This window comes from Limnobacter thiooxidans (assembly GCF_036323495.1).
Lineage (GTDB): Bacteria > Pseudomonadota > Gammaproteobacteria > Burkholderiales > Burkholderiaceae_B > Limnobacter > Limnobacter thiooxidans.
This window is the reverse complement of sequence record NZ_AP028947.1, coordinates 339,016-359,255: the sequence shown is the minus strand read 5'-3', so window position 1 is coordinate 359,255 and position 20,240 is coordinate 339,016. Positions and strand designations below refer to the sequence as shown.

General features: G+C 54.3%; 21 protein-coding genes and 1 tRNA gene. 15 read left to right on the top strand and 7 right to left on the bottom strand.

The window, feature by feature from the left end; all coding sequences use genetic code 11:
- Positions 1 to 81: 81 nt before the first annotated feature.
- The 7 genes from RGQ30_RS01590 (at position 82) to RGQ30_RS01560 (ending at position 5,865) form a co-directional block, all read left to right on the top strand.
- Entirely contained in the window at positions 82 to 1,827 is a 1,746-nt protein-coding gene (locus RGQ30_RS01590) for a tetratricopeptide repeat protein (protein WP_338284655.1), read from the top strand.
- A gap of 4 nt (positions 1,828 to 1,831) precedes the next feature.
- Complete coding sequence (locus RGQ30_RS01585) at positions 1,832 to 2,398, top strand: hypothetical protein (protein WP_298219376.1); 567 nt, start codon at positions 1,832 to 1,834, stop codon at positions 2,396 to 2,398.
- Between the two features lie 4 nt (positions 2,399 to 2,402).
- Complete coding sequence (gene ispE, locus RGQ30_RS01580) at positions 2,403 to 3,311, top strand: 4-(cytidine 5'-diphospho)-2-C-methyl-D-erythritol kinase (RefSeq protein WP_338284653.1); 909 nt, start codon at positions 2,403 to 2,405, stop codon at positions 3,309 to 3,311.
- 15 nt (positions 3,312 to 3,326) lie between these two features.
- Positions 3,327 to 3,403: transfer RNA gene (locus tag RGQ30_RS01575), tRNA-Gln, on the top strand.
- 73 nt (positions 3,404 to 3,476) lie between these two features.
- Positions 3,477 to 4,430 (top strand): ribose-phosphate diphosphokinase, encoded by a 954-nt coding sequence (locus RGQ30_RS01570; RefSeq protein WP_105027407.1) that lies wholly within the window; start codon positions 3,477 to 3,479, stop codon positions 4,428 to 4,430.
- 100 nt (positions 4,431 to 4,530) lie between these two features.
- On the top strand, positions 4,531 to 5,118 hold the full coding sequence (locus RGQ30_RS01565; RefSeq protein ID WP_130558646.1) for a 50S ribosomal protein L25/general stress protein Ctc: 588 nt from the start codon (positions 4,531 to 4,533) through the stop codon (positions 5,116 to 5,118).
- Between the two features lie 99 nt (positions 5,119 to 5,217).
- Complete coding sequence (locus RGQ30_RS01560) at positions 5,218 to 5,865, top strand: exopolysaccharide biosynthesis protein (protein WP_130558647.1); 648 nt, start codon at positions 5,218 to 5,220, stop codon at positions 5,863 to 5,865.
- A gap of 2 nt (positions 5,866 to 5,867) precedes the next feature.
- On the opposite strand, the gene RGQ30_RS01555 is transcribed toward RGQ30_RS01560, so the two are convergent.
- A complete protein-coding gene (locus RGQ30_RS01555; RefSeq protein ID WP_130558648.1) occupies positions 5,868 to 6,332 on the bottom strand; it encodes an Lrp/AsnC family transcriptional regulator in 465 nt (154 codons plus the stop codon).
- Between the two features lie 173 nt (positions 6,333 to 6,505).
- Between RGQ30_RS01555 and leuA the strand changes: the two genes are divergently transcribed.
- Positions 6,506 to 8,182, top strand: a complete 1,677-nt coding sequence (leuA, locus tag RGQ30_RS01550; protein WP_130558752.1) for a 2-isopropylmalate synthase — start codon at positions 6,506 to 6,508, stop codon at positions 8,180 to 8,182.
- Here leuA and RGQ30_RS01545 read toward each other — a convergent pair whose 3' ends face one another.
- Positions 8,183 to 8,620: a hypothetical protein gene (locus tag RGQ30_RS01545; protein ID WP_338284651.1), complete on the bottom strand. Its 438-nt coding sequence runs from the start codon at positions 8,618 to 8,620 to the stop codon at positions 8,183 to 8,185.
- A 353-nt stretch (positions 8,621 to 8,973) separates the two neighbouring features.
- Between RGQ30_RS01545 and pth the strand changes: the two genes are divergently transcribed.
- The 4 genes from pth to RGQ30_RS01525 all read left to right on the top strand — a co-directional run bounded on the left by pth (position 8,974) and on the right by RGQ30_RS01525 (position 13,297).
- On the top strand, positions 8,974 to 9,585 hold the full coding sequence (pth, locus tag RGQ30_RS01540) for an aminoacyl-tRNA hydrolase (RefSeq protein ID WP_130558650.1): 612 nt from the start codon (positions 8,974 to 8,976) through the stop codon (positions 9,583 to 9,585).
- 8 nt (positions 9,586 to 9,593) lie between these two features.
- Complete coding sequence (locus RGQ30_RS01535) at positions 9,594 to 10,739, top strand: patatin-like phospholipase family protein (protein WP_298219389.1); 1,146 nt, start codon at positions 9,594 to 9,596, stop codon at positions 10,737 to 10,739.
- Positions 10,740 to 10,785: 46 nt separating this feature from the next.
- Positions 10,786 to 11,877 carry a redox-regulated ATPase YchF gene (gene ychF, locus RGQ30_RS01530; protein WP_130558652.1) on the top strand — a complete coding sequence of 364 codons (1,092 nt, stop codon included), beginning with the start codon at positions 10,786 to 10,788 and terminating at the stop codon, positions 11,875 to 11,877.
- A gap of 148 nt (positions 11,878 to 12,025) precedes the next feature.
- Positions 12,026 to 13,297, top strand: coding sequence for an AsmA family protein (locus RGQ30_RS01525; protein WP_130558653.1), 1,272 nt, complete (start codon positions 12,026 to 12,028; stop codon positions 13,295 to 13,297).
- Here RGQ30_RS01525 and RGQ30_RS01520 read toward each other — a convergent pair.
- Genes RGQ30_RS01520 through RGQ30_RS01500 form a run of 5 tightly spaced genes read right to left on the bottom strand, consistent with a single transcriptional unit; the run spans position 13,237 to position 17,521 of the window.
- Positions 13,237 to 13,551, bottom strand: coding sequence for a YfhL family 4Fe-4S dicluster ferredoxin (locus RGQ30_RS01520; RefSeq protein ID WP_130558654.1), 315 nt, complete (start codon positions 13,549 to 13,551; stop codon positions 13,237 to 13,239). The genes RGQ30_RS01525 and RGQ30_RS01520 overlap by 61 nt on opposite strands.
- A gap of 9 nt (positions 13,552 to 13,560) precedes the next feature.
- Positions 13,561 to 14,064, bottom strand: coding sequence for a pantetheine-phosphate adenylyltransferase (coaD, locus tag RGQ30_RS01515; RefSeq protein WP_130558655.1), 504 nt, complete (start codon positions 14,062 to 14,064; stop codon positions 13,561 to 13,563).
- Between the two features lie 54 nt (positions 14,065 to 14,118).
- Positions 14,119 to 14,724, bottom strand: a complete 606-nt coding sequence (gene rsmD / locus RGQ30_RS01510; protein ID WP_338284648.1) for a 16S rRNA (guanine(966)-N(2))-methyltransferase RsmD — start codon at positions 14,722 to 14,724, stop codon at positions 14,119 to 14,121.
- Positions 14,717 to 16,066 (bottom strand): M16 family metallopeptidase, encoded by a 1,350-nt coding sequence (locus RGQ30_RS01505; RefSeq protein ID WP_130558656.1) that lies wholly within the window; start codon positions 16,064 to 16,066, stop codon positions 14,717 to 14,719. The genes rsmD and RGQ30_RS01505 overlap by 8 nt, the downstream gene beginning before the upstream one ends.
- 51 nt (positions 16,067 to 16,117) lie before the next feature.
- Positions 16,118 to 17,521 (bottom strand): M16 family metallopeptidase, encoded by a 1,404-nt coding sequence (locus RGQ30_RS01500; RefSeq protein WP_130558657.1) that lies wholly within the window; start codon positions 17,519 to 17,521, stop codon positions 16,118 to 16,120.
- A gap of 115 nt (positions 17,522 to 17,636) precedes the next feature.
- Between RGQ30_RS01500 and ftsY the strand changes: the two genes are divergently transcribed.
- From ftsY to RGQ30_RS01485, 3 genes are read left to right on the top strand one after another with little or no spacing between them, the layout of a single operon-like run.
- Positions 17,637 to 18,578, top strand: a complete 942-nt coding sequence (gene ftsY / locus RGQ30_RS01495; protein WP_130558658.1) for a signal recognition particle-docking protein FtsY — start codon at positions 17,637 to 17,639, stop codon at positions 18,576 to 18,578.
- Positions 18,575 to 19,309 (top strand): cell division ATP-binding protein FtsE, encoded by a 735-nt coding sequence (locus RGQ30_RS01490; RefSeq protein ID WP_130558659.1) that lies wholly within the window; start codon positions 18,575 to 18,577, stop codon positions 19,307 to 19,309. Before ftsY ends, RGQ30_RS01490 begins: the two co-directional genes overlap by 4 nt.
- A 21-nt stretch (positions 19,310 to 19,330) precedes the next feature.
- Positions 19,331 to 20,239, top strand: a complete 909-nt coding sequence (locus tag RGQ30_RS01485) for a cell division protein FtsX (RefSeq protein WP_130558660.1) — start codon at positions 19,331 to 19,333, stop codon at positions 20,237 to 20,239.
- Position 20,240: the final 1 nt, after the last annotated feature.

The following is a 20,240-nucleotide window of genomic DNA, read 5'->3' as shown; positions in this document are numbered from 1 at the left end:
ATGTGATAAAAATGAATTTGGATTCACCAGCATTTCTTCGGGTTCAACAGTATGACTTGTTTTAAATCGGCTACCTCAGGCTTGGCGATATTACTCCTCAGCGGTGTTGTTGCGGGGTGCGCCACTGTGCCAGCAGAATTGCCCGCCGATCAGTCCAAGGTCTCGGTTGACCAACAAACCTATGAGGCCCGAGTTGCAAAAATGGTGCAGCAAGATCCTTTGTTTGCCCTGTTGACCGCTGAAATCGCCAGCCAGCGAGGGGACATCTATTCTGCCACGCTGGCCTACACGGAAGCAGCCAAACAACAACGCAATCCGGAACTGGCCAAACGGGCGGTTGAAATCAGCCTGGCTGAAGGCCAGCTGGAATTGGCGCTGACTGCTGCCAAGGTATGGGCTGAACTTTCACCACAAGACAAACAGGCCACTCAATCATTGCTGCTACTGCAACTGGGTACCAACCAGATTGACGAAGCGCTTCCGGCGCTAAAGGCCTATCTGGACGAAGTAAAAAAAGCTCAGGAAAGCAATCCGGGCCTGGCGGGTACGTCGGTTGAGAAAGTAGCACTTGACCTGCTCATGCGTATTCCAGACAAACCAAAAGCCTACCGCACGGCATTGGAACTGTTTGGCAACGACCCCACCGATGCTGAAGCCCAAACACTCCTGGCACAAATTGCCCACGCCTCTGAACTGCACGCGCAAGCCGTGGGTCACATGGAGAATGTGGTTCAGAAATTGCCGCAAGAACGATTCTATGTACTGATGGCCCAGTTCATGGAAAAAAGGGACAACAATCCCGAAGCCGCCATGGCCTTGATCGACAAGAAGGCGCAGGAGAATCCGAACTGGTTCAGCGCCCGGTTGTACCTGGCCCGCAACCACACCCAATTGCAGCAATGGCCGCAAGCCCGTAGCCGCTTTGCCGAAATGATTGCCCTTCAACCCGACAACCTGCCACTGTATTCCAGCCAGGGTTTTGTGCTAACCCAATTGAAAGATTACGAGGGTGCGCAGAAGCATTTCCGCACTTACCTGGATAAAACTCCCCCGGCAGACCGGCAAAATGAAGTGCTCATCCATGCCACGCTTTCTGACATGGCGCTTGAACGCAAAGACTTCGCTGCCGCCTTGAAATGGCTGGACAACACGCCGAACGCAGCAGATGAACTGGATATCCAACTGAAGAAGTCTGTGGTGTTTGACAAGCAAGGCGATGCCGCAGCGGCCAAGCGCGTGCTGAACCAGTTCAAACCCAAGAATGAGGACGAATCAGTTCGACTGACACTGGCAAAATCACAGCGGGCAGAGGCCGAAAAAGCCCCCGCCGAGGCAGCCAGTGAATTGGACAATGCCCTGCAAACCTACCCCGATCAGCCCGACTTGCTGTATGAGCGGGCCATGGTGGCTGAACGGCAAGATGACCTTCCCGGTGTGGAACAGTACCTTCGCCGCCTTATCGCCGTGCGCCCAGACAACCCACATGGCTACAACGCCTTGGGTTACACCTGGGCAGAGAACAACGTGCGCCTTGCCGAGGCACTGGAGCTGATCCAGAAGGCAGTTGAACTGGCCCCAAATGACCCCTTCATACTTGATTCGCTGGGATGGGTGCATTACAGGCTGGGCAACATGGGCAGCGCGGAAAGCACGCTGCGCAAGGCTTACACGCTGCGCCAGGATGAAGAAATCGGCCTGCATTTTCTGGAAGTACTCATCAAGTCGGGCAAAAAAGATGAAGCACGTCAACTCGGCACGACCTTGGCCGTTCGTTACCCTGACAGCACGTCTTTGAAAAAACTGATTCAGCAGCTTGAAGGAATTTAAATTGATGTTGGTGCACTTCCGCCTGCCCTTTGCAGTATTGCTCAGCCTTGTTTTGGGTGCATGCAGCACACCCGGCAAAGGCACGATCACGGAAGTGGATTGCAAATCGGTGCAATCGAGTTGCCACCATGGCCGGTTTGGACTTATCTGGAAAGTGGCGCAAGCCGATGGCAAGGTGGAGGCAGAATCCATTTCGGGTACCTATGAATGGCGCTCCGGCCGCACCGGGCCCAGTCAGGCACCTGAAATCGCTTACCTTGAAGTCAGCTCCACCCTGGGCCCATCCCTGGGCAGTGCCAAACGCCTGGGTAATTTTTACGAAGTTCGCGCGGCCGATGGCCGGGTGTATCTGGCCCAAGACTGGCAGAGCCTGTTCGACCTGATGTTCCCCGTTGAATTGCCTGCTGAAGCCTTGGTTCAGTGGATGGAAAACCCCAACCCGGATGTATTGCCAGCCCTGCCCAATAACTGGGCTTGGGAAAATCAGAACGGGCGCTACCGGGTGGTATTCGTTGAAAACAACACGTCTGGCCGGATCGACCTGATTCCCCAAGGCAGCCTGGGCAAGTAGTATTGTGATCACCACCTGCCTTTCTGCGTTTTCACCCGCAAAAATCAATCTGTTCCTGCACGTTACCGGTCGACGCGACGACGGCTATCACCTGCTTCAAAGTATTTTCTGCCCGATCACATTGGGTGACTTGGTTAAGATTGAAATTACCGAGAGTGAGGGGTCTGAAAACAACATTCGGCGACAGGGTGACCTGACTCACATTCCTGAGCAGCAAGACTTGACCGTTCGAGCCTGCCAGGCCTTTTATCAGGAAGCCAGGCTACCAAGGTTTTTTGACAACCTGATTCAGGTCAACAAAACAATACCGGAGCAGGCAGGCCTGGGCGGAGGCAGCAGCAATGCCGCAACCGTTCTGCGATTACTTCAGGAATACCATGGCAACCCGGTAAGTTCTACCAGGCTTGCGGATATTGCCTTGTTACTGGGCGCTGACGTACCGTTTTTTTTACAGGACAAAAGCGCATTTGTTGAAGGCATCGGCGAAACAATTACGCCATTTCCCGGCATTTCAGGCCACTTGATTGTGTACAAACCACCACTTTCTTGCCCGACACCCAAAATTTTTAGCGATCCGCAATTGACACGCAACTCAAGTGACGTCAAAATAGCGGTCTTCGATTCGGCCCGCCGAATGAATAGTGAGTTGATGGTCTTTTTGAAAGACAACACACGGAATGCTTTGCAAACTGTTGTGTCAGCCAACCACCCAGACTGGAAATATCAACTTGATGTTTTTTCAGCCTGCGTTGAAAGGTTCAACCCGCTGTTGATTCGAATGTCAGGTTCCGGTTCTGCCATGTTTGCTGTGTTTGCCAGCCCAAACGAATCCAGCAAAGCAGTAGCGGCAGTTGCTGATGCACCTGAATTACAGGCAGGCCAGTGGTTTGAATGCAAGATCAAACCACACTGAATCGAAAAAAGTTTTAGGGGAGTCGCCAAGTTGGTTAAGGCACCGGATTTTGATTCCGGCATTCGAAGGTTCGAATCCTTCCTCCTCTGCCAATACCAAAGGGCCAGCCACAGGTTGGCCCTTTTTTTATTTCGCCAACGCACACGTCAAGCCCTGGGGTAAACAATGGCAACCGACAGCAGTCTAATGATCTTCACCGGCAATGCGAACCCTGCTTTGGCAGAGTCAGTGGCCAAGCAACTGAACATTCCATTGGGCAAAGCAACGGTGGGCCGTTTCTCTGACGGTGAAGTGATGGTCGAGATCAATGAAAACGTTCGCGGCAAAGACGTGTTCGTGCTGCAGTCCACCTGTGCTCCCACCAACGACAACCTGATGGAAATGATGGTCATGATCGACGCGCTCAAGCGCGCATCAGCTGGCCGCATTACTGCAGCAATTCCCTACTTTGGTTATGCCCGTCAGGACCGCCGCGTGCGCTCCTCCCGCGTGGCCATTACGGCGAAAGTTGTAGCCAACATGTTGCAGGTGGTGGGTGTTGACCGAGTGCTGACCATGGACTTGCACGCCGACCAAATCCAAGGTTTCTTCGACATCCCGGTTGACAACATCTATGCATCACCTGTGCTGCTGGGCGACGTCTGGAAACAGAATCTGGACAACCTGATGGTGGTGTCACCTGATGTGGGCGGCGTGGTTCGTGCCCGTGCACTGGCCAAACGCCTGAACTGTGACCTGGCCATTATCGACAAGCGTCGACCACGCGCCAATGTCGCCGAGGTGATGAACATTATTGGCGACGTGAAAGACCGCACCTGCGTCATCATGGACGACATGGTCGATACCGCCAATACACTGTGCAAAGCAGCTGCCGCCCTGAAGGCCAATGGCGCGAAAAAAGTGGTGGCGTACTGTACCCACCCCGTTCTGTCAGGTGGTGCCATTCAGCGTGTTGAAGAATCAGACCTGGATGAGTTGGTAGTGACCGACACCATTCCGTTGTCCGAGGAAGCAAATAACAGCAAGACCATTCGTGTGTTGAGCGTAGACGAACTGCTGGCCGAAACCATTCGCCGCATTGTCCGCTCCGATTCAGTCAGCTCGCTGTTCATCGATTAAGTTTGGCTCAAGCATTGAATTCGGGCTTTTTTGCGGTCGCCCTTAAGTGCCGCATAACTTGGTTTCACTGGTCGCGGTGAAGTCAAATTTGGAGAAACTCATGAAAGTAGTTGCAACATTCCGCACAGAGCAGGGTTCCGGAGCGAGCCGCCGCCTGCGTCGTGCTGGCCAGGTACCTGGCATCGTTTATGGCGCAAATCAGGAAGCTCAGGCTGTGTCAATTGAACACAACCCCCTGTGGCACGCCATTCAGAAAGAAAAATTCCACTCCAGCATTCTGGAACTGGAAATCGACGGCAAGGCACAACAGGTTTTGTTGCGTGACTTCCAGTCACACCCTTACAAGCCCCAGTTGCTGCACATCGACTTTCAGCGCATCGACGCCAACCAGAAGATCCACATGAATGTGCCATTGCACTATTCTGGTCATCTGGAAAGTCCAGCTGTCAAGCTGTACGCCGGTCTGGTGACCTTCGTGGCCAACCAGATTGAAATTGAATGTCTGCCAAAAGACCTGCCAGAATTCATCGCAGTTGATTGCAGCGTACTGGACGTAACCAAGCGCTCAATTCACGTGACGGACCTGCAATTGCCAGAAGGCGTTAGCATCCCCAACCACGGTCAGCAAGATGGTTCACTGGTTACAGTGAAGATCAAGGCTGGTGCTGCAAAGGGCGGCGACGAGTAAATTCGTCTGGTCCAAGCTGTGTTCAGGAAAGCCGCTGTACTTTGGTTCAGCGGCTTTTTTTATGGGCACAATGACAAATCATTAAAACGAGCAACGCCAATGCCTGATCTCAAACAAGACACCCAAACCAGCGAACGTACCCTCGGAGAGCAAATCAAGGTGGTGATTGATCAACTGCCTGTCGACACGGTGAGCCTTGGGGAAATTCTGGATCTGGTGGGCAGGGAAGGCATGTTGCTGCTGGTGGCTTTTCTGACTTTGGTGTTCATGGTGCCAGTGTCCATTCCTGGAGTCAGCACCATTTTCGGCGCGGCCATTTTGCTGATCGGTATCAGCAGAATGTTTGGGCGTACCCTGTGGCTGCCCAAGCGATTCAAGGAACGTGCCTTGCCCGCAGACAAACTGCGCGCCGCACTTCAAAAAGGTTTGGCGTGGATTCCCCGCCTGGAAAAGATCAGCAAACCGCACCGCATGTCCTCCATGGCCTGTGGGCCAGTCGTGAACCGCATCAACGATGCCGCATTGATTTTAGGTGCACTGCTGTTAATGGCACCTTTCGGATTCATCCCGTTCAGCAACACCGTGCCAGGGATCGCCCTGCTGTTTCTGGCCGTGGGCTTGATTCAACGCGATGGCGCAGCCGTGCTGCTGGGGCACTTGGCCAACCTGGCTTCAATTGTATATTTTGGGGTGCTGATTGGTGGTGGCGGTGTGTTGATTCAAAATCTGCTTCAAAAACAGGGCTAAGTTCAAACAGGTACCTGGGTTTTGTCGACCACCCGTCGCAACACGAAGCTGGTATGCACCCCAGTTACGCCCTTGATGCGGGTAATTCGGTTCAGCAGCAACTCCTGGTAACCATCCATGTCGGCCACAATCACCTTCAGCTGATAATCAGCCTGCTGGCCAGTAATCAGCAAACATTCCAGCACCTCAGGAATGGCGGACACAGCCGCCTCAAAGCTGGCGAATCGTTCGGGCGTGTGCTGGTCCATTGAAATGTAAATCAGGGCCATCAAACTGAAACCCAGTTTTTTCGCATCCACCAAGGCGCGGTAACCGGTGATCAAACCGGCCTCTTCAAGCACTTTCACTCGGCGCAAACAGGGTGAGGGGGAAAGGCCAATGGCATCGGCCAAGTCCTGGTTGCTCATTCGCCCATCGGCCTGCAACAGGGTCAGAATCGCCTTGTCATATCGATCTAATTGATGCATACGGATTTTTCTGCCTCGATAGCCAGGTAATTGGCAATTATCTGCCAAATCAATTATTTTTCAAAGCAAAAACGCAATCATCTGTCAGCTTAACAGGCATACACTGTTCTTCATCGACACACGTTTTACCCAGTAGTAATGAAGGCCCAAGGAGGCCCAGGAAGCAAATGAGCATGTTGAAGAACCCTGCCACCAAATACCGCCCCGCTTACAAAGTGGACCTGCCCGACAGAACATGGCCCAACAAGGCTATCGAGAATGCGCCAATCTGGTTAAGCACCGATTTGCGCGACGGCAACCAGGCGATATTTGAACCCATGAGCGTGGCCACCAAGCTGGACTTCTTCAAGGAATTGGTGCGCATCGGCTTCAAGGAAATCGAAGTGGGTTTTCCGGCAGCCTCGCAGATCGACTTTGATGTGGTGCGGCATTTGATTGAAAACGATCAGATTCCGGATGACGTCACCCCCATGGTCATGACTCAGGCTCGTGATGATCTTATCGAGCGAACAGTGGAATCGGTGATTGGCGCCAAAAGCGCCATCGTCCACATCTACAACTCCACCGCACCCGTGTGGAGAAATACGGTGTTCCGCATGACTGTACCCGAGGTCATCGACATGGTGAAAAAGCGCGTGCAGAAGGTCAAAGAACTGACTGACGCACACCCTGAAACCCAGTGGGTTTTACAGTACTCCCCCGAGTGTTTCAACATGACCGAACTGGATGTGGCCTTGCAGGCCTGCAACACGGCCATTGAGGCCTGGGAAGCGGGGCCAAACCGCAAGATCATCATCAACCTGCCCACCACCGTGGAATGGAGCACACCCAATGTTTTTGCCGATCAAATTGAATGGATGGACAGGCGGCTTGCGCGGCGCGAACATGTGGTGCTTTCCGTGCACCCGCACAACGACCGCGGCACCGGCGTGGCCACAGCAGAATTGGCGATGATGGCGGGCGCGCAGCGCGTGGAAGGCTGCCTTTTTGGCAACGGCGAACGCTGTGGCAACGTGGACATTGTGACCCTGGCCTTGAACATGTACACCCAGGGTGTGCACCCGAACCTTGACTTTTCCGACATCAATGCCGTGGCTCGCGTAGTTGAAAGTTGCACGCAGTTGCCCATTCACCCGCGCCACCCCTATGTGGGCGATCTGGTGTACACCGCGTTTTCGGGGTCGCACCAGGATGCAATCAAAAAGGGCTTTGACATTCAAAAACCCGACGCCATTTGGGAAGTGCCTTATTTGCCCATCGACCCGGTGGACGTGGGTCGCACTTACGACAGCGTGATTCGTGTCAACAGCCAATCGGGCAAGGGCGGTATTGCCTACATTCTTGAACGTGAACATGGTGTGGTCATGCCACGCCGCATGCAGGTCGAATTTTCAGGTGTGGTGCAAAAAGTCAGTGACAGCACGGCCGCTGAAATGACATCACCCGCCTTGTGGGCTTTGTTTGAACAAACCTATTTGCAAAATGATGAAAGCCAGCCCCGCTACATCAGCCACAAAGTGTTTGATGCCGAAGGCGGCCAGGGCATTGAAATCACCGTGCAGCAACACGGTGAAATTTCAAGGCTGGAAGGTGTCGGCAATGGGCCGCTGGACGCTGCTGTGCAAGCACTTGGCATACCGATGGACATTGTGGGTTTTGAAGAACGCAGCGTGGGCCAAGGCGCCAAATCAAAGGCCATGGCCATTATCGAGGTGAGCGTACCCAATATGCCGGGCAGCAAGTTCGGTGTTGGCTTTCACGACAACATCACCACAGCCAGTTTGATGGCGCTGGTGAGCGCTTGGAGAAGGGTTGACCAATCTGCACGAGTAAAAACCAATCAGATCTGATCAAGTGTAACCATGCTTCCAGGGTAAGGCTTTGAATTTCACCAGTGGTCCTTGTTCACCATTGGGAAATTTCAAAGCTCGACTCAAGTCCAGCTGATAACTCTCTTCTCTTGGAGATGGTCGATCCAGATCAAACTCGAGTTTGAACGAATAGTTGTGTTCGGAATCCTGAAGAACTCGAGTTGATTGCAAGTCCCTGTACCCCCACTTGCCATCCAGGTTGTTTACCTGACCATCTTCGTTCCATCTGGCATACTCCGAGACCTTGATTGGAGGGTGCGTCTGGCCGTTGACAATAAATCTGACTGCTGTCGCATCAAACGACACTTCAGGATTTACAGACTTCATTTCCACAAAAGCCACAAGCTTTTTACTGTCGTTTGCACCAATGAATTTATCGAATGGATCAATTGTGGTGGGCACAACAAACAACATCACGGTGTGATCGCGTGTTTGCAACTTGTTATTCAATTCGACTGAAAATCGAACATCCTGCCAACTCAAATTGTGTCTTGCTTGCATTCCGTGACCTTGCCTGGGTTGTAGATGATCCGCAGAATCAAGATAGGCCACACTTTCAACTCCAGCCCTAAAACCAGCACAACCTGCCATTCCAAAACACAGGGCCAACAAGCAAAAGGGACGAGCAAACAAGGAAATATTCAACATGACAGCCCCCACACAGGAAATTAAAAAATATTTTATCCAAAGCACGTATTACCCGATAGGTGGTTGATGGATTGATTTTCAGACAAAATACAGCCTTGTGAATCACAGGGCTGTTTTTCTTCATGTCCAGCAACAACCCCACCAACAACCCAATCAAGCTGATCGTCGGCTTGGGTAACCCCGGCCCGCAATATGCCGATACCCGTCACAACGCAGGCGTGTGGTATCTGGAAGCGCTCGCGCGCAAACACAATGTGTTTTTGCAAAGTGATAAACGGTTTTTCGGCGACATGGCCCGCATCAAGGTAGCCGGTGAAGACGTGTGGCTGCTGTTTCCCACCACCTTCATGAACCGATCAGGCCAGGCAGTGGGTACCTTAGCCAAGTTTTTCAAGATTGCACCACAAGAAATTCTGGTGGCGCACGATGAACTTGATTTGCTGCCAGGTCAGATCAAGATGAAAAAAGGCGGCGGGCACGCAGGGCACAATGGTTTGAAAGACATTCATGCACACATGGGCAGCAATGAATTCTGGCGGGCACGCATTGGGATTGGCCACCCGCGCAGCCTGAATTTGCAACAGGGCGTGGCCGACTTTGTTCTGCACCGCCCCAGCAGCGAACAGCAACAGTGGATTGATCGATCCATTGACGTGCTACTGAAGTACACCGAGCTGATTTTGAAGGGTCAGATTGGGCAGGCCACCACCCACATTCACACCGAGTGCACGTGAGCAAGAACATGAGCAGCCACATCAGCAGCATTCAGGTCATTCTGGGCGAACGTGCCAAGGCACACATTGCCAACAAGGGCTTGAGGCCAGAAGACATTTGTGCGATCCCGGCAGCGGCAGGCGGGCCAAAAGGCTTGATCTTGCAGGGGCTGGACCAATACCTGTTCAGCGACTGGTTGGGAGCGGAACATTTGCGCCAACGCGCAGCAAAAGGGATCAAGCCCTTGCAGTTGATTGGCGCCTCAATTGGTGCCTGGCGCATGGCAGCGGCGGCCAGTAGCAACCCGATAGCCAGTTTCAAACGCCTGGCCCAACAGTATGTAGAAGCACAGGACTACCGCAAAGGCGTGGACCGACATGAAATAAGCCGCGTGTGTGGCGCGATGGTGCAGGCCGTGGTGGCCGAAGAAGCGCAATGCATGGCGAAACCTGTGGGCAAAGAGCTGCTGGTGTGGGTCAATCGCGGCCTGACCCCGCTTTATCACGCAAAATCCCAAGCGCATTCGCATGCTCAGCACCAGCACGCCCGCATGCAGGGTTTTGCATCGGCAGTGCTGGCCAACAGCTTGAACCGCAACAGGCTTTCCAGCTATTTCGAGCGCTGGGTTTTTCAAAGTCCTGGCGCCCACACAGATTGGTTGAGGCAACCTTTTGACCGCATTCCCACCCGCATTGAAAACCTGGATTCACTGAACATTCACGACGCCTTGTTAGCCTCTGGCAGCATTCCCTTCGTGCTGAATCCGGTTCATAAAATTACCCAGGCCCTGGAAAACAACTCCACCGAAGTGAAGCATCACGAAGGGCCTTTTTGGGACGGTGGCCTGACCGACTACCACCTTGCCCTGCCCTACCACCGGCTGGACGGCTTGGTGCTTTATCCCCACTTTGCACCCACAGTGACACCGGGCTGGCTCGACAAATTTCTCAAGCTGCGCAAGGCCAAACCGGAATGGATGAGCAATGTGATCCTGGTGTGCCCTTCACCGCAGTTTGTAGCCAGCCTGCCAGCCAAAAAGATCCCAGATCGCAGCGACTTCAAGCGCTACAAATTCGATCACAGCGTGCGCATTCCCCTGTGGCAAAGCGCCATTCGGGAAAGCCATCGCATGGCCGACGATTTTCAGCAGTGGCTGAACGACGTCAATCGCTAGGCGCGGTACAATTCACCCCATCCAATTAAGCACTTAGCGAATTCTCATGACCCTCAAATGCGGCATCGTTGGCCTTCCCAACGTCGGTAAATCCACCCTGTTCAACGCGCTGACCAAAGCGGGCATTGCTGCAGAAAACTATCCCTTCTGTACCATTGAACCCAACGTGGGCATGGTGGAAGTGCCCGATGCGCGTTTGCAACAACTTGCAGACATCGTCAAGCCCGAACGGATTGTGCCCGCCACAGTTGAGTTCGTGGACATCGCGGGCCTGGTGGCCGGTGCCTCCAAGGGCGAAGGCCTGGGTAACCAGTTCCTGGCGCACATTCGGGAAACCGACGCCATTGTGAACGTGGTGCGTTGCTTTGAAGACGACAACGTGATCCACGTCAACGGCCGCGTCGACCCGCTTTCAGACATTGAAACCATTGAAACCGAACTGTGCCTGGCCGACATGGGCACGGTTGAAAAAGCCATCCACCGCCTGGCCAAGCAAGCCCGTGCCAACGACAAGGAAGCCGCCAAGGTGCTGGCCATTCTGCAGCGCTGCGAAGCCCAGTTGAACGAAGCCAAACCGGTGCGTGCCTTGGGTCTGGATCAAGAAGAGCTGTTTGCCATCAAAAGCTTTGGCCTGATTACTGCCAAACCCGCCATGTACGTAGCCAACGTGGCCGAAGATGGTTTTGAGAACAACCCTTTTGTTGAACGCCTTCAGGAATACGCAGCCAAGCAAAATGCGCCTGTGGTGGCCGTATGTGCCGCCATTGAAGCAGAAATTGCGGACCTGGACGATGCGGACAAAATGGAATTCCTGGCGGACATGGGCATGACAGAACCTGGTTTGAATCGCGTTATTCGCGCCGGCTTCAAACTGCTGGGCCTGCAAACCTACTTCACCGCGGGTGTGAAGGAAGTGCGCGCCTGGACCATCAAGATTGGTGACACAGGTCCCAAGGCAGCAGGCGTGATTCACACCGACTTTGAGCGTGGCTTCATTCGCGCCCAAACCATCGCCTTTGAAGACTACATTCAGTTCAAAGGCGAGAACGGCGCGAAAGAAGCGGGCAAGATGCGTGCTGAAGGCAAGGAATACGTCGTGAAAGACGGCGACGTGTTGAACTTCCTGTTCAACGTATAAAAAGCTTGGTTCAACCAGTGCGGCTGGTTTTTCCAGTTACTCCCGACAGCTCCCCCGCTAAAAACAAAGGCCCTTCGGGGCCTTGTTTTTTGGTACCCGTTTTTGTGTGCTAGGGTAAGCTCAGTTTCATTTTGCAGCACCCACCGCCATGTCCAAGTCTTCGAAAATCATCGCTGCCCTGCTTGTCTTGGGCTTTGCACTGGTCGTGTTCTCACATGGCGTGGTCGTCCCGCGCTTCCTCTGGGAACCCCGCCTTCAAAGCCTGAAGAACCAATACCCGGATCAACGCATTGACGTAAATCGCGTGGTGCTGGCCCTGTCGCTCAACCCGCAGTTGATCATCACTGAAATTGAAATCGACGACCCGGCACGGGGCGAAAATGTTCAACTGGCCCTGCTGCGGCTGGGAATGAATATGCCCTCATCCATTCAGCAAGGCCGCTTGCAAATCAACTCCATCGTATTGAAAGGGCTCGCCGTTCAATCTCAAAAGCAGGTGGACTGCCCCGGCTTTTCGCTTGATTGCATGCCTGTTTTACCTGTGGCCTTGGCGGCAAGGGCATGGCAAAGTACGCAGGTGGCCAACCCAGGTTTCTTTACACCTCAGCTGAATTTGCACAAGCTGGAAATTGAACAGGCCAATTTTGCTGTGTCGAACACGCAGGCCAACCAGGCGTTAAGCGGCAAAATTGAACAATTGAAATTTGAACTGGGTAATGAGGCTGCGGGCGGGCAATTCAGTCTTGGCTGGAGACTTGCCATAAAAACACCTGAAACAGACAACCAACTCTACATCGCGATGAGTGCAAAACCCGAAGGGTTGCAGAATGGTCAAGTACAACTGAGCCAGTTGAAACTGGACGTGGATGGCAAATGGGACGGCTTTCCCTGGACGGGCACTGCCGAGCAAGGCAAGTTGGTGGCCAGTATTGAACAAGCCAATGGTGGACAAGGCGCACCCTTCTTGAAGCTCTCCGGGGAAAACCTGCGCACTTACATTCGGCGCGATGACCTGCCGGAAACGCATCAGGCTGCATTTTCTGTCCAACAGTTTGAAGGCGGTTTGCCCTCACAAAACTGGATCATGAACAAGGCGGAATGGACCTACACCCATGAAGACGCGCAAGCCTGGACATTCAACATGGCCTATGACGCGTCAAACCGCTTCCTGACCATATCCCCGGAAACGATTGAAGGCAGCGAAGGCATACCGGCAGAACTGCAGACACGGGAATTGAATTGCATTGCCGATGGCAGACCAAGGTTTTTGAATGACACCTACTGGGCCTGGCAAGCTGGCTGGTTCAGGGTGTGGGATGAATTGCCCGCCGACACATTAAGCGTTTTGCTCTGTCCTGTTCAACACCCTTCAGCAGGCGGCGCCTTTGCAGCAACGGCAGCATCTGCATCAGGCAGATAAGGCGATTTATCCGGGTGCAACTTGAAAAACTTGCCCAGCAGTTGCTGCCGAGTGTCGGGGTGCGCTGGGTCTTTGGGGATGCATTCCACAGGGCAAACTACCACGCACTGGGGCTCATCGAAATGGCCCACGCACTCGGTGCATTTGCCCGGATCAATTTCGTAGATCTCTTCACCCATGCTGATTGCGCCGTTGGGGCACTCGGGCTCGCACACGTCGCAATTGATGCATTCATCGGTGATGATTAAAGCCATAAACCGCTTTTATTTGTTGACAACCTGTGGCGGGGTCAAGCCCAGCTTCTGGTTCAACCAGTGTTCAACCGAAGGAAACACAAACTTGCTGACATCGCCACCCAGTGAAGCAATTTCCCGCACGATGGTGCCGGAAATGAACTGGTACTGGTCAGACGGGGTCAGAAACATGGTTTCCACATCGGGCAGCAAATAGCGGTTCATGCCCGCCATCTGAAACTCGTATTCGAAATCGCTTACCGCACGCAGTCCGCGAATAATCACATTCGCGCCGTTATCGCGCACAAAGTCTTTCAACAAGCCACGAAAACCCTTCACCTCGACGTTGGGGTAATGGCTCAGCACCTCGCTGGCAATTTTCACACGCTCATCCATGGTGAAAAATGGCTTCTTGTTGGGGCTGTCGGCCACACCCACCACAAGCTTGTCAAAAATCTTCGCACCACGGCGAACCAAGTCTTCGTGGCCACGGGTCAACGGGTCAAATGTTCCGGGATAAACAGCAATGCGCATCGCTGAGCTCCATATCAAAGGTTTTGCGTGATTACTGCTCTATCCCGCTTTGTATCACAGAGCAGGCAGGGCGAACAAATGCGCATGCACTTGGCCTGCTTTTAAATGCCGCAATGCATCAAGTTTCTCAATGCCCAAGGCTTTGCACAGCGCTGCTTCGTCGTCGAACAGGTTTTCATGCCACTCGGCATAAACCAACCCACCTGGCTTCAACACCGCGGGCAACAAGGCCAAGGTGGATTGCATCAATTCACTTCGAAACGGTGGGTCCAGCGCCACCAGGTCAAAGCGTTTGCCCGCACCGGCCAAGCGTTTCACACAAGCCAGAACATCGGCAGCATCAATCTGGATCTGGGGTACAGGGCCTGTGTCGGACGGCCATTTTGACAACAGGTAAGCGCGGTTTTCCTGCAGTTGGGCAAGCACCTTGCGATGTTGTTCAACCAATACCACGCTGGCGGCACCCCGCGATGCCGCTTCGAACCCCAAGGCACCAGTGCCTGCATACAAATCAAGCACATCCATGCCAGTGCAATCTTGCCCAAGCCAGTTGAACACGGTTTCCCGAACACGGTCTGGCGTTGGCCTTAAACCCTCAACCTCGGCAATGGGCAATTGGTGCCTGCGCCAAGCACCACCCACAATTCTCAATTTACTCAAGCTTGCCGCCCACCACCACCGTGACCAGCTTGTCCGGGTTCACATGCTTGGCAAAAGCTTCACGCGCGCTTTGTACGGTCACCTTGTTGATTTCTGCTGTCCAGGTGTCCAGGTAGTTCAGTGGCATGTCGTGCAGGCCCATCATGGAGATGTTGCCGATCAACTTGCTGTTGCTGTCAATTCGCAGCGGAAAACCACCAATCAGATTTTGCTTGGCTGCATTCAACTCGGCTTGCGTAGGGCCTTTTTCAATGAATTCCAGCACGGTTTTTCGCATGATGCTGACTGCTTCGGCAGTGGACTCCTTCTTGGTTTGAACACCAGCCTGGAAGGGGCCTGCATCACCGGCCGGCATGAAATAGGAATACGCACTGTAGGCCAGGCCGCGTTTTTCGCGGATTTCGTCCATCAGGCGGGAAACAAAACCGCCACCACCCAGAATGTGATTGGCCACCAGCAAGTCAAAGTAATCGGGTGCACCGCGGCGCATGGCGGGCAACCCCATCACGATGTGGCTTTGCGCAGCAGGGTGATCAATTTGAATGGTTTGCCCTTTCATGGCTGCCTGCAAGGCCGGAAAATCGGCCCCACCCAAGGGGTTGCCTTCCAGTTCGCCTTTGGGCAAGCCGGCAGTCAGTTCATTGGCCAGTGTTTCAGCCTGCGCACGGGTAATGTTGCCCACCATGGAAACAACCGCCTTGTTGCCCAGGTAGCGTGTTTTGTAAAACTGCTGCACATCAGTCAGTGAAATAGCGTTCAAGCTGGTCTCGGACACATGCGTGCCATAAGGGTGATTCGGGTACAGGGCGCTGGCAAAGGCGCGGTCAGCCAGCGTGGCTGGCTTGGTCAGCGATTCTTTCAATGCAGCCACCGAGCGCGCATTTTCGCGGGCCAGAATGTCAGCGCTAAACACGGGCTTTTGCAGTACCGTTTTCATCAAGGCAAGCGCTTTTGAAAACTCGGGCTCGGAAGTGAGGGTGCGCAATTGCACACCGGCCGAATCGCTGCTGGCGCCACCTGAAAACTGGGCACCGGTGTCAGCAAAACCGTCCGCAATGTCGTTTTCAGAAAGGCCTTCAGCGCCGCGGCCTATCATGTCGCCCGTGGCACCAGCCAAGCCTTCCTTGCCTGCCGGGTCAGCCCGGCTACCAGCAGGAAAATCCACGCGCACATCCAACATGGGCAGGGCTTCGGCCCGCATGAACATGACTTTTGCACCGCTGGCTGCTGTCCAGCTTTCAATCGGCAAAGCGGCACTGGCCGGCGTGGCAAACACGGTGGCTGCGGTGGCACCAGCGGCAAACAGGCCGCGAATGAATACTTTGTTTTTACTACTCAACATGGTGAAGCATCCTTGGGAATATCATTCAATGGCGAGATCCAATGACTGGTTCTAGTGACTGAGGCCCTTCGGCGGCGCATTCTTCTTGTTCGGGTCAATCGGCAATGGGTACAGGGCGCCCACAGTCAGCTGATCGGGATCAAAAAACTTCTGCGCGGCGTACTGCACTTCCTGAGGAGTCACAGTTTTGATCTGTTCGATCATGCGGTCAATGTCACCCACTTCAAAACCAATGGTCACGTTCTGTCCAATTTCCACAGCCTGCCCATACACGGAATCGCGCTTGTACACCTGGCTGGCAATCAACTGGGCTTTCACCCGCGCCAGCTCGGCTTCACTAACACCCTCGTCGGCCACTTTCTTCACTTGCGCCAACAAGGCTTGTTCCAGATTCTCAACAGTTTGACCTGCTGCCGGTGCGCCATCCAGATAGAAAAGTGAGGGACCGCGACCCGTCATGTCATAACTGGCACCGGCCTGCAAGGCAACTTTCTGGTTTTGAACCAGTTCACGGTTCAAACGCGCACCGGAATAACCATCCAGTACGGCGGACAGCACAGCCAAAGAATAGGCATCGCGGTCTTTCAGCACGTCATTCAACTTGGGCACCTTGAAGCCCATGATCAAGTAAGGGTTCTCGGCGGGTGCTTTCACCTGCACGCGGCGTATGCCTTCCTGCTTCGGTTCTTCCTGCGGCTTTCTTTCTTCAAGCTGTTTCGGCTTGACCTTGCCATAAGTTTTCTCGGCCATGGTTTTGACCTGCGCGGGCTGAACATCGCCCACCACAACCAGCACGGCATTTTGTGGGGCATACCAAGTGTCGTACCACTTGCGGGCGTCTTTGTAGGTCATGGCCTGAAGGTCGCTCATCCAGCCAATCACAGGGTATCGCGTGGGGTTGGCCTGAAAAGCTGTAGCCATAAAGGCTTCGTACAGCTTGCCTTGGGCCTGGTCGTCAGTGCGGTAACGGCGTTCTTCCATCACCACCTGAATTTCTTTCTTGAACTCGCTTTCGCTCAGCACCAGGTTGGCCATGCGGTCAGCTTCAAGCGCCATGACCTTGCCCAAATCCTTGGCCTGCAGTTGCTGGAAATAAGCAGTGTAGTCGCGGCTGGTAAAAGCGTTGTCACGTCCGCCCAAGGCAGCGACTGTTTGGGAAAACTCGCCCACCTTCAAGTTCTTGGTGCCCTTGAACATCATGTGTTCAAGCACGTGCGCCACGCCCGTGGTGCCATTGTATTCGTCGATTGACCCGGCCTTGTACCACACCATGTGCGCCACGGTCGGCGAACGGTGATCCTCTTTGACCACAATGCGCAAGCCGTTGTTCAGCTTGTATTCGGTCACATCCCCATCTGCGGCCTGGGCCGTTGGCATCAGCATGCTCATCGACAATGCCACACTACCCACAAACGCCACACAGTGGCGGCGCAGTTTAAAACCAGCTTTTATCATTCAGACACCTTTCACATCAAACGTCGGTTTTAACGCCAATGGTAGAATAAGTCATTCAACATGTGCGTGTGTGACAGTGGATCGCGCCGCTTAGTTTCCTTCCTTGGAGTTTTAGATGCAGATTCCTGGTCAAAGACAGGACTGGCTTGGCCGCTTGAAGTCGGGGTTGACCAAAACCCGCTCGGGCCTCACCTCCATGTTCACCGGCGAAAAGGTGGACGAGGCTTTTTTCGAAGAAATGGAAGAACGCCTGCTGCTGGCCGATTGCGGCTTGCCAGCCACTGAATTGCTGATGCAGAAAGTGCGCGACACCGTGTACCAGAAAAGCCTGACCAGGCCCGAAGACGTGCGCCTTGTGCTGCGCGACGCGGTGTTTGACCTGCTTCGTCCACTCGAAACCAGCATGGGTGTTGACCGGGCCCGCCCCCTGGTCATGATGGTAGTCGGTGTGAATGGTGCCGGCAAAACCACCAGCATTGGCAAACTGGCCAACCACTACGCAGAAATTGGTTATTCCGTTCTGTTGGCAGCCGGCGACACCTTCCGAGCAGCAGCGCGCGAGCAACTGGATGTGTGGGCCCAACGCAGCAATGTGGATGTCATTTCTGCAGAAGGAAGCGACCCGGGCGCAGTAGCCTTCGATTCCGTTCAGGCTGGCATGTCGCGCAACAAGCACATCGTGATTTGTGACACCGCAGGCCGCTTGCCTACCCAGCTTCACTTGATGGAGGAACTTAAAAAAATCAAGAAAGTCCTGGGCAAAGCCAAAATGGACGCACCCCATGAAATAGTGCTGGTGGTCGATGCCACCAACGGCCAAAACGCCTTGCAGCAAATCAAGGCCTTCAATGATGCACTGACATTGACTGCACTGGTGGTTACCAAACTGGACGGCACAGCCAAGGGCGGTATTCTGGCAGCGATGAGCATGAGTACACGTGTGCCGGTGGCGTTCATCGGCGTGGGCGAAAAGCTGGGAGACCTGCGCCCGTTCAGCCCCCGCGAGTTTGCCAACGCCTTGGTGGGCATTGATACGGACGGAAACCAGAACCCATGATCCAGTTCAAAAACGTCAGCTTGAAATACGGCACCCACGCGGCCTTGAAGGGCGTGAACTTTCAGCTGCCTCGGGGTTCGTTCACCCTGCTGGAAGGGCATTCCGGTGCTGGCAAAAGCTCCATTCTTCGCCTGTTGGCAACCTTCGAGCAACCCAGCAGTGGAGATATTCTGCTGGGAAAAAGCTCGATTGCACGGCTGAACCGCCGCGAGCGTGCCCACTACCGGCGCAGCGTCGGCTACACCGGCATGGACGTTCAACTGCTCCAGAACAGCACCTGCTTTGACAACGTGGCACTGCCACTGCGCGTGGTGGGCCTGAGCGAGAGCGACATTCAAAGCCGCGTGAAAGCTGCCCTGGCCCGCGTGGGCTTAAGCCACACCGACCGCATGCTGCCCAGCGAACTGTCGGGCGGGCAACAACTGCGTTTGCAGATTGCCCGCGCAGTGGTGAACCGCCCTGCTCTGGTGCTGGCCGATGAACCAACAGCACAGCTGGACGATGAATCAGCCGCACGCGTGGTCGGCCTGCTGGAGGAATTCAACCAGGCAGGCGTCACAGTGATTGTGGCCACCCACGAAGCGCATCGGTTCAACCGCATTACCCATCGACTGAAGCTGGGCGAAGGTGCGGTGCTGCCCGCGCCTGCCGACCTGACGCATGGCGGCGAACGGGAAACCGGTGTGCAAACCTTTTCCAAAGACTTTCTGAACAAGGCCTACGGGGCTTGATCCATTTTTAAGAGATAACACATGCGTTGGTTACGTTTGCAGTGGTTTTCCATTTCTGCGGGTTTGAAGCTTTGGCTGGACGAGCCGTTTGGGCATTTGTTCAACGCACTGGTTCTGGCCATTGCGCTGGCCATGCCCTGGACCATTGCTCAGGGCTTAAACGCGATTGTGCCCAGCATGGACCGCTGGGTCGGTGACCCCGAAATCAGCCTGTACTTCAAGCCCGACGCCACACTGGATTCCGTCAAAAGTGCAGCCGCGCAATTAAAGCGCGACTTCGACCTGGACAGCGTGAATATCGTCACCCCGGAACAGGCCATGGAACGCCTGCGCGCACAAAGCCAAACACCCGACCTGGCTGGCGCACTGCCTGAAAACCCCCTGCCCTACACCGTTGTGGTGGTGCTGGAAGTGGATGCAACAACCAACACACAAGCCATCGAACAAAAAATTGCCCAATGGAAACAATTCACCGGCGTTGAGCATGTGCAATACGATGCTCAATGGGTTCGGCGACTTCAATCAGTATTGAATGGCACGCAGATCATCGCCATTGCACTGGCGGTCTTGATCGCTGGCATGGTGTTGGTCGTCACCTTCAACACCGTGCGCTTGCAGCTGATTCGCAACCAGGCCGAGGTGCATGTGCTGAAGTCACTCGGCGCAACCGACACCGAGGTAGGCCGCCCCACGTTGTGGTGGGCTGTCAGCCTGGCACTAGTCGCTTTTGGGTTGGCTTATGCCGTGGTCAGCGGCGCCATGGGCTTGGCCGATGACGCGGCGGGGCAATTCATTCGTGAATTCGACAGCGATTTCCGCTTTGAACAACCCAGCGGCATTACCGCGCTGGGCCTGGTCCTGGTGTGGGTGGTGCTGGTGATGCTGGGGGCCTGGGCTTCAGTGAAAAGTACGGTGTTAAGGATTCACTGAA

Excerpts from the sequence above, each read along its gene's own strand:
- RGQ30_RS01520 (WP_130558654.1), bottom strand. The coding sequence starts at position 13,551 with ATGGCTTTAATCATCACCGATGAATGCATCAATTGCGACGTGTGCGAG.
- leuA (WP_130558752.1), top strand. The coding sequence starts at position 6,506 with ATGTTGAAGAACCCTGCCACCAAATACCGCCCCGCTTACAAAGTGGAC.
- ftsY (WP_130558658.1), top strand. The coding sequence starts at position 17,637 with ATGCAGATTCCTGGTCAAAGACAGGACTGGCTTGGCCGCTTGAAGTCG.
- RGQ30_RS01485 (WP_130558660.1), top strand. The coding sequence starts at position 19,331 with ATGCGTTGGTTACGTTTGCAGTGGTTTTCCATTTCTGCGGGTTTGAAG.
- coaD (WP_130558655.1), bottom strand. The coding sequence starts at position 14,064 with ATGCGCATTGCTGTTTATCCCGGAACATTTGACCCGTTGACCCGTGGC.
- RGQ30_RS01585 (WP_298219376.1), top strand. The coding sequence starts at position 1,832 with ATGTTGGTGCACTTCCGCCTGCCCTTTGCAGTATTGCTCAGCCTTGTT.
- RGQ30_RS01500 (WP_130558657.1), bottom strand. The coding sequence starts at position 17,521 with ATGATAAAAGCTGGTTTTAAACTGCGCCGCCACTGTGTGGCGTTTGTG.
- RGQ30_RS01525 (WP_130558653.1), top strand. The coding sequence starts at position 12,026 with ATGTCCAAGTCTTCGAAAATCATCGCTGCCCTGCTTGTCTTGGGCTTT.
- RGQ30_RS01535 (WP_298219389.1), top strand. The coding sequence starts at position 9,594 with ATGAGCAGCCACATCAGCAGCATTCAGGTCATTCTGGGCGAACGTGCC.
- pth (WP_130558650.1), top strand. The coding sequence starts at position 8,974 with ATGTCCAGCAACAACCCCACCAACAACCCAATCAAGCTGATCGTCGGC.
- RGQ30_RS01560 (WP_130558647.1), top strand. The coding sequence starts at position 5,218 with ATGCCTGATCTCAAACAAGACACCCAAACCAGCGAACGTACCCTCGGA.
- RGQ30_RS01505 (WP_130558656.1), bottom strand. The coding sequence starts at position 16,066 with ATGTTGAGTAGTAAAAACAAAGTATTCATTCGCGGCCTGTTTGCCGCT.
- RGQ30_RS01570 (WP_105027407.1), top strand. The coding sequence starts at position 3,477 with ATGGCAACCGACAGCAGTCTAATGATCTTCACCGGCAATGCGAACCCT.
- RGQ30_RS01555 (WP_130558648.1), bottom strand. The coding sequence starts at position 6,332 with ATGCATCAATTAGATCGATATGACAAGGCGATTCTGACCCTGTTGCAG.
- RGQ30_RS01565 (WP_130558646.1), top strand. The coding sequence starts at position 4,531 with ATGAAAGTAGTTGCAACATTCCGCACAGAGCAGGGTTCCGGAGCGAGC.
- RGQ30_RS01490 (WP_130558659.1), top strand. The coding sequence starts at position 18,575 with ATGATCCAGTTCAAAAACGTCAGCTTGAAATACGGCACCCACGCGGCC.
- ychF (WP_130558652.1), top strand. The coding sequence starts at position 10,786 with ATGACCCTCAAATGCGGCATCGTTGGCCTTCCCAACGTCGGTAAATCC.